Origin of the sequence: Hymenobacter sp. (genome assembly GCF_036388155.1) — a bacterium.
Taxonomy (GTDB): Bacteria; Bacteroidota; Bacteroidia; order Cytophagales; family Hymenobacteraceae; genus Hymenobacter.
The window spans coordinates 49760-57505 of sequence record NZ_DASVSI010000135.1 but is presented as its reverse complement, the minus strand read 5'-3'; the positions used below and the strand labels follow the sequence as shown (position 1 = coordinate 57505).

7 protein-coding genes and 1 riboswitch are annotated in these 7746 nt (G+C 64.1%); of the genes, 3 read left to right on the top strand and 4 right to left on the bottom strand.

The window, feature by feature from the left end; genetic code table 11:
• Nucleotides 1–310: 310 nt before the first annotated feature.
• The 3 genes from hrpB to VF629_RS18780 form a co-directional block, all read right to left on the bottom strand.
• A complete protein-coding gene (hrpB, locus tag VF629_RS18790; RefSeq protein ID WP_331060041.1) occupies nt 311–3019 on the bottom strand; it encodes an ATP-dependent helicase HrpB in 2709 nt (902 codons plus the stop codon).
• A gap of 9 nt (nt 3020–3028) precedes the next feature.
• Complete coding sequence (locus VF629_RS18785) at nt 3029–3817, bottom strand: DUF2071 domain-containing protein (RefSeq protein ID WP_331060040.1); 789 nt, start codon at nt 3815–3817, stop codon at nt 3029–3031.
• Between the two features lie 82 nt (nt 3818–3899).
• Nucleotides 3900–4232, bottom strand: a complete 333-nt coding sequence (locus VF629_RS18780) for a rhodanese-like domain-containing protein (protein ID WP_331060039.1) — start codon at nt 4230–4232, stop codon at nt 3900–3902.
• Between the two features lie 71 nt (nt 4233–4303).
• Here VF629_RS18780 and pnuC point away from each other — a divergent pair, with 71 nt between their 5' ends.
• From pnuC to VF629_RS18765, 3 genes are all read left to right on the top strand, one after another.
• The gene (pnuC, locus tag VF629_RS18775) at nt 4304–4963 is read left to right on the top strand and encodes a nicotinamide riboside transporter PnuC (protein ID WP_331060038.1); all 660 of its coding nucleotides are present in this window, start codon (nt 4304–4306) and stop codon (nt 4961–4963) included.
• A 145-nt stretch (nt 4964–5108) separates the two neighbouring features.
• A complete protein-coding gene (locus VF629_RS18770; protein WP_331060037.1) occupies nt 5109–6587 on the top strand; it encodes an AAA family ATPase in 1479 nt (492 codons plus the stop codon).
• A gap of 166 nt (nt 6588–6753) precedes the next feature.
• Complete coding sequence (locus VF629_RS18765; RefSeq protein WP_331060036.1) at nt 6754–7164, top strand: GNAT family N-acetyltransferase; 411 nt, start codon at nt 6754–6756, stop codon at nt 7162–7164.
• A 39-nt stretch (nt 7165–7203) separates the two neighbouring features.
• Here the strand turns inward: VF629_RS18765 and VF629_RS18760 are convergent, their stop codons facing one another.
• Nucleotides 7204–7428: a hypothetical protein gene (locus tag VF629_RS18760; protein WP_331060035.1), complete on the bottom strand. Its 225-nt coding sequence runs from the start codon at nt 7426–7428 to the stop codon at nt 7204–7206.
• Nucleotides 7429–7600: 172 nt separating this feature from the next.
• Nucleotides 7601–7706, top strand: a riboswitch (TPP riboswitch).
• Nucleotides 7707–7746: the final 40 nt, after the last annotated feature.

The window sequence follows — 7746 nt, the reverse complement described above, 5'->3', positions numbered from 1 at the left end:
AGAAAGAGCCGGTTATCCGCGCCTGTGCGGCCCACATCGCCGGCTTTTCCGGAGAGATGCGGGGCCAAAGCCGCCCACGCACGGTCACTGATTTCATCCAGATTACTCACGAACACAAAGATAATTGTCCGTACACCCTAGACGGGCGTTTTCAACGCCCCCAGCCGCGCCGTTTTGGAGTCGTGCTGGCCTCGTTCAGGCGGCGAGCCAGAGGCTCGAAGTCAGTCGGCACTCGTCACAGACGCGCGCCAGCACCGCCGGTATCAATGCTTCACTCCTCATTCTTTTATTTCTCATTAAGCCGCAGGCGTCACTGTCCCAGCCGTTTCTTGGTGAGCTTGGTGGGGATGTGCTCCATGGGTTTGTCGGGCCAGGGGTGTTTGGGGTAGCGGCCTTTCAAGTCCTTGCGTACGTCGAAGTAGCCGCGTTCCCAAAAGCTGCGCAAGTCGCGGGTGACCTGCGCGGGCCGGCCGCCCGGCGAGAGCAGATGCAGCAGCAGCGGCACGCGTCCGCCGGCTATTGTGGGCGTTTCGGTCAGGCCGAACAGCTCTTGCAGCTTCACGGCCAGTACGGGTGCAGCGGCGTCGCTGTAGTCCAAGGTGATGTGCGAGCCACTGGGCACTTCCAGCTCGGCCGGCGCGAGGCGGTCCAGGGTCTGGCGCTGGTTCCAGCCGCCGGGGAGGCGCGCCAGCAAGGGCCCGGTCAGGTTGAGGCGCTGCACGTCGGCCAGGGTTTTGAGGCCGGTGAGGTGCGGGCCGAGCCACACCGGTAATTCCCGCGCCAGGGTGTTGTCGTCGAAAGCAGGCCAGTGTTCGGCCGTGGCGTCTGCTGCTTCCGCTTGGGGGAAATGTTGCCGCAGAAACTCCAGCCGCTGCTGCAACTGCCGGGCGCCGGGCGTCCAGTTTAGTTTATTTACCCCAGCCTCTTGCAGGTAGGCCAGCAGGGCCTGGGCAACCAGCTCAGAGTCGGGCTGGCCAATGACGGTTTCGGCCAGCAGCAGCGCCCCAAGCCGGCGCACCCGCCGCCCAATTACCCGCTGAGCCGCGGCATCGTAGCGCACCTCATTGGTGGTCGTGATTTGGTCGGCAAACTCTAATTCCAGCTCCTCTGGCGTCAGCGGCGCGGCCAGCGTAGCCCGCGGCGCCGAAGCAGTGCCCGTCAAATGCGCCACGGCGAAAAAAGTCGCCTGTGGGTCCACCTCAGTAGTATTGAGGCTGACGCGCTGGCCCGTGACGAGGCGCAATCGGTCGTGGCTTTCGCGCTGGGCCAGCCGGTCGGGGTAGGCCAGGGCGGTGAGTAGGCCAATGGGTGAATGAGCGAATGGGTGAGTGGGTGAATGGACGGTTTTGCCCAGCCGATTCATCAAGTTGCGGGCTAACTCGCGCACCCGCTGCAAGGTGGCGTGGTGCAACGCTAGGCCCGGCAGCGGCGGCCGGCCGCTGGCCAGCGCTTCGAGGCGCAGGCGCAGGTCGGGCGGGGCCGGGCGGGTGTCGGTGGGGGAGGCCCAGCGTAGTAAATCGCGTTCGGCCAGCAGCGCCGCCAGGTTGGCAGCAGCAGCACCGTGGCCCAACTCTTGGCCGCGCACCACCACATGGCCTAGGCGCGGCGGCAGGCCTAGCGTCGCCAGCTGCCGGCCGTGGGGAGTGGGCTTTAATTTGAACGAAGAATGAGGAATGGGGAATGAGGAATTAAGCAGACCTGCCAATTCTTCGTTCTTCATTCCTAATTCTTCATTAAGCGAAGCAGAAGGCGAAACATCCCCGTCCAGCGCCCCCAGTCGGAGCAACAGCTCCCTCGCTTGGGCAAAAGCAGCGGCGGGCGGAACATCGAGCCAGCGCAGGCTGCTGGGGTCGGCTGCTCCCCACAGGGCTAGTTCCAGCACCAAGCTGCTCAGGTCGGCGGTATGAATTTCAGGCGGCCGGTGGGCGGGTAAGTTGTGGTGCTCGGCCTCGGTCCAGAGGCGGTAGCAGGTGCCGGGAGCCAGGCGGCCGGCGCGGCCCCGGCGCTGGTCGGCGGCGGCGCGGGCCACGGGCACGGTTTCGAGGGTGGTGAACCCGGTGCGGGGCACAAAGCGCGGCACCCGCGCAAACCCGCCGTCAATTACTACCCGCACGCCTTCGATGGTGAGGCTGGTTTCGGCAATGCTGGTGGCCAGAATGACCTTGCGCCGCCCGGCCCGGCTGGGACGCAGGGCCGCGTCCTGCGTTTCGAGCGGAAGCTCGCCGTGCAACAGGTGCAGGTCCACGTGGTCGGGCAGCGCTTCGGTGAGCTTGCGGGCACTGCGTTGCAAGTCGCCCACGCCGGGCAGGAACACCAGGACGTCACCTTCGGCGTGTGTGTTTAGGGCCTGACGCACCTGGGCAGGTACTAGCTCCGACAGCCGCTCGGCGGGTTTGTTGGGCAGCGCCGAAGCCCGCCGCGGGTCGAGGTAATGCGTTTCGATTGGAAACAAAAAGCCGGCCGACGACACCACGGGCGCAGGCAGCCACTGCCCCAGACGCTGCGCCTCCAGCGTGGCGCTCATGATGAGAATGCGCAACTCCGGCCGGAGCACGGCTTGCGCATCCAAGGCCAGGGCCAGGCCCAAGTCGGCATTCAGGCTGCGCTCGTGGAATTCATCGAACACCACCGCGGCCACGCCTTCCAGCGCCGGGTCGTCCTGAATCATGCGGGTCAGAATACCCTCAGTGATGACTTCTACGCGGGTTTCCTTGCTCACTTTGCTGTCGAGCCGCACCCGGTAGCCGATGGTGCGGCCCACGGGCTCGCCCAGCAGCTGCGCCAGCCGGGCCGCGGCCCCGCGCACCGCTAGCTGGCGGGGCTCCAGCACCAGGATTTTGTCAGCCGGGTTGCGCCACTCAGCGGCCAGTAGCTCCAGCGGTACCACGGTGGTTTTGCCGGCGCCGGGCGGCGCTTCCAGCACCACGCGGCTGTTGGCCGCCAGCGCCGCCCGCAAAGCGGGCAGCGCCGCGATGATGGGCAAATCGGGCAGCGGCGGTAAGACGAAGGCAGGGTTCACTGCCCAAAATTACACCCGTTGCATGGGCCACAGCTCCACGCTCACCGGCCCGCCAGCGTGCAGCACCGGCGCCCCGGCGGGCGTGGGCAGGCCGTGGCTTTCCACCAACGAGGACTCGTAGTGCAACACTTGGACCGAACTCAGCGGCCAGGGCGCGTGCGCCACCCGGCCCCGATACAGTTTGGTTTGGTCCTTGTTGTTGGCGTAGAGGCAGTAGCGCTCGGTGAGAAAAAAGGTCAGCGAGCCGGGCTCGGCGGGCGGCAGCGGGGCGCCAATGTTCCAGGTGGCGCGGAACTGCGCCGCCGGGGTACGGGCGTGGGTGCGCTTGGCGGTAAACTGGCGCAGCTGGGCGCTGGGGCTTTCCATGCGCATGTTGGCACGCAGGTAGGGAAGGTGGAAAAACGTGCGCGCCGTCCACACGGCTAGGGCGTTGGTGGCGTCAAGCGAGAAAAACCACACGCCGGGCACGCCGTCGAGGTGCACGTAGGTGCGTACGTTCAGCTCCAGAAACTCATCGGCGCCCGGCACCGGCGGGCTCACCCGCGTGCGCACCTTCGACATGCGAAACGGCACCACTGCCAGCCACGCCATGCCGTCGTGGGTGTCAATGGTCAGGCGCGGCGGCAGGTAGGGCTGCAACAGCGCCGCCGGCACCGGCCAGTGCATAAACAACAGGTCGCTCCATTCCTGCCGCAGCAGCGGCGTGCCCACCGGGCGCTCGCGCAGGGCCAGGCGGTCGGTCAGCGTGGGAGAGCCGGGCGGGGTCAGGAGTTGAGTGGCCAGTGGAGAGTCGGGCATGGGCAGCAGGAGTGAGGGGACGGTTGTAGAACAAACGTCAGCCCCAAACGATGGTTGCTGCCCAGAAATACCAGCCGGCGAATCAGTAGCGCGGAAACGTTGAGTCTACTTGGTCGGTCCAGGCGTCCACTCCGCCGCGCAGGTTTAGCAGGTTGGTGAGGCCCAGGCGGTGGCGCAAGTACCCCAGCGCCTGCGCCGAGCGTACCCCGTGGTGGCAAATGAGCACTACCGGCCCCTCGGCCCTGATTTCGTGGGCGCGGCGCGGCAGTTCGCCCAGGGGCAGCAGCAGGCTGCCGGGCAGGTGGCCGTACTCGAATTCCATTTCTTCGCGCACGTCCACCAGCTGCAGGTCTTCGCCGGCTTGCAAGCGCTGGTGCAGCTCTTCGGGGGTTATTTCGAGGGTGGGGCTTTCCATGGCGAGGGGGTGGGAGGGGCAAAAATAGGCTCGACGGCGCCTAACTTGCGGCTCCTCCTTTCCGTTGTCTTGTGCTTGCTTTTCTGTTGCTAGATATTTCCGCGGCGTTCGCGCAGTTCCTGCGCACCACCACGCTGCTGGAGTGGGTGGCCGTGGCTACGGGCTTTGCCTGTGTGTGGCTGGCGGCCCGCGAGTCGCTTTGGAACTTCCCAGTAGCGCTGGTCAGCTGCGCGTTATACGTTCTCATCTACCATCGCGCCCAGCTCTACTCCGACCGCAACCTGCAGTTCCTGTTCATTGCTCTCAGCTTATACGGCTGGTACGAGTGGCTGTACGGCGGGCGCGGCCGCACCGAGCTAGGCGTGAGCCAAACTACTGGCCGCGAGTGGCTGCTCGGGGCGCTGTTTGCCGTGGCCTACACCGTCGGCTTCGGCTACTACCTGCGCCACCACACCGACGCGTCGCTGCCCTACCTCGACAGCTTCACCACGGCCGGCAGCATCGTGGCCCAGTACCTGCTCACCCGCAAGCGCCTCGAAAACTGGCTGATTTGGATACTGGTCGACATTATCTACGTGCCGGTGCTGTGGTTCAAAGAGCTGTACCCCACCAGCCTGCTATACGCCCTGTATTTGGGCCTGGCCGCCTACGGCTACTGGCAGTGGCGCCGCGAGTTGCGGGCCCAAAGTGCGACCATTGAAAGCCGAAGTACTTCAGTATCAGTCGGATAATCCTTGAAAATTCATGTTGAATGTGGCGAATTGTGCCACCTTTGTTGGCTTAGCAACAGCAAGACACCCGCATTATTCCACCCAAATAATGACTTGCCGGCTCCCTCATCATTTCCCTCACCCGCTCGTTCCACCCCCTTCAAAGTTGCTGCGTGTTTCCCTGACTGGCCCCGAATCAACGGGCAAATCGACGTTGGCTGCCCAGCTGGCGGCGCATTACGGCACCTCATTTGCCCCCGAGTACGCCCGCGAATACCTCGCTCTTACCGGACCTCATTACACGGCCGAAGACCTCGAGAAAATAGCCCTGGGCCAACTGGCCGCCGAGGCCGAGGCCGAAGCTCGTGCGCACCGCGTGGTGTTTTTCGACAGCGACTTGCTGGTGATAAAAATCTGGGCCGAGCACTCGTTTGGCGCCTGCCCCGAGTGGATTCAGAAATGCATTGCCGAGCAGCGCTACGACCTGGTCCTGCTCATGGGCGTCGACCTGCCCTGGGAGCCCGACCCCTTGCGCGAGCACCCCTTTTTGCGGCAGCACTTTTACAACCTGTACCAGCGCGAATTGCGCGAGCAGATGTCCAACTTCGCCGAAGTCTCCGGCGACGGCGACCGCCGCTTCGAGCACGCGCGCTTTTTGGTGGACGAGCTGCTGCGCAATGCCGCCCCGCCCGAGCAACCCCTTGAGCAATTAGCAGTAGTTGAAGAGGAAACCATGTCCTACCAAACCATGTCCTACCAAACCATGCCCACGCACTACACCCTGACCACGCCCCGCTGCCGCGCCACGTTTGCCGCCCACGGCGCCGAGCTCACCAGCCTGGTTACCACCGACAACGACCTCGAATACATGTGGCCCGGCGACCCCGCCGTGTGGGCCCGGCACGCCCCGGTGCTGTTCCCGCTGGTGGGCCGCCTGCCCAACGACGAGTATTACTACGAAGGCCACGACTACAAGCTGCCGCAGCACGGCTTTGCGCGCGACCAGGAATTTGCCGTCACCAGCCAAAGCGAGACTGAGCTGGTTTTCCGCCTCACGCACGACGAAACCACCCGCGCGGTGTTTCCCTTCGCCTTCGAGCTCACCATTACCTACACGCTACAAGAAGCGCTGCTCACCGTGCGCTGGGACGTGCACAACCCGGCCGCCGACCAGCCGCTGCTGTTCAGCATTGGGGCCCACCCGGCCGTGCGCTGCCCCCTGCTGCCCGGCGAGGCGTTCGAAGACTACTATTTCGCCTTCGACCACCCCGTCACCCTGGAGCGCCACTTGCTGAAGGGCGGCTTGCTCACGGGCCAAACCGCGCCCGTGCTCAACGACGCGCAAGAGCTGCCGCTCCGCTACGACCTGTTTGCCGACGACGCGCTGGTGTTCAAGCACTACGATTTTACGCGCATTACGCTGCGCTCGCGCAAGTCGTCGCATTTCGTCCGCTTCCAGTTCGACGGGTTTCCCTACCTCGGCCTCTGGACCAAGGGGCCCGGCGCCAGCTTCGTGTGCGTCGAGCCCTGGCACGGCATCGCCAGCCCCGCCGGCGAGCCCGGCGAACTCAGCGAGAAAGAAGGCATTCTGACCCTGGAACCTGGGCAGGTGTTTTCGGCGGCGTATACCATTGAAGTAGGCTAGCGCAACTGAAGCGCGTTCTTAGAAGTAGAGACGCAATATGTTGCGTCTCGTCGTGTGCGCCGTTCGGGCTTCGTTCAGGCAGTATTGTTCAACGACGAGACGCAACATATTGCGTCTCTACCGCAAACAAGCGCAGTTGTTGCTAACGCAAACAGCTTCCTAGGACATGGCAGTCGACATTCGCCGCATCGCGCCCGAGGCCACTTACGCCTTGCGCCACCAAGTGCTGTGGCCCGATAAGCCGCTAGAATACGTGAAGGTTGAAAACGACGCCGCGGGCCACCATTTCGGGGCTTTCCAACAAGAAGAGTTGGTGGCCGTCATTTCCTTGTTTGTGGAGGGCCGCAAAGCCCGGTTTCGCAAGTTTGCCACCCGGCCCGACTGCCAGCGGCAGGGCATCGGCACGGTCTTGTTGGGCCGGGTATTCGATGAGGCCCGGCAGCTGGCGGCGCAACGCATCTGGTGCGATGCCCGGCAGGACAGCGCGGGCTTTTATGCCCGTTTCGGCATGCAGCCCGAAGGCGAAATATTCTACAAAGGGCCTATTCCCTACGTGCGGATGAGCTGCGTCCTGTAATGCTAAAAGCAGTAAGGTAAATTACTGGTGCACAGAATTTTATACGCCAATGCGGCGGCGGTTGTACTCGGGCTCCCAATCGTTGATGGGGCGCGAAATGCCGGGCGGCAGGTCGAGGTCGGGCAAGCCCGGGTCGTGCGGTTCGCCGCCGTCGTCGTCGCCGTCGGAGGGCGGGGGCGGCGGCACGACACGCCGGCGCCGCGGCAGCACCAGCACGAACAAAAAGAAGGCGCAAAAGGCTACGGCGTAGACAAGGCTAAACATGACGAAAGCGACTAAAGCGGTGCAACCCATACAACGCAGGTTCACGGGCTGGCGTTGCGCCAACCGACGTCCTAAATTAACTGACTTTCAACAAACCGACAAGCTGCAAGTTTCCGCGGGCCGAGTAATTAATGGCGGCCATCGGCCATCCCGCCGCGCCGCACTACCTTTGCCGCATGTTTAGGGGTGCTGATGTTGTGCACGACATCGGCTGAGATGATACCCATCGAACCTGAACCGGGTAATGCCGGCGAAGGGAACAAACAATCCGCGGACGTTTCCGCTGCCGCTCCGACCCCTGGGGCGACGGCGCGTTCC

Excerpts from the sequence above, each read along its gene's own strand:
- VF629_RS18760 (WP_331060035.1), bottom strand. The coding sequence starts at position 7,428 with ATGTTTAGCCTTGTCTACGCCGTAGCCTTTTGCGCCTTCTTTTTGTTC.
- VF629_RS18765 (WP_331060036.1), top strand. The coding sequence starts at position 6,754 with ATGGCAGTCGACATTCGCCGCATCGCGCCCGAGGCCACTTACGCCTTG.
- VF629_RS18785 (WP_331060040.1), bottom strand. The coding sequence starts at position 3,817 with ATGCCCGACTCTCCACTGGCCACTCAACTCCTGACCCCGCCCGGCTCT.
- VF629_RS18780 (WP_331060039.1), bottom strand. The coding sequence starts at position 4,232 with ATGGAAAGCCCCACCCTCGAAATAACCCCCGAAGAGCTGCACCAGCGC.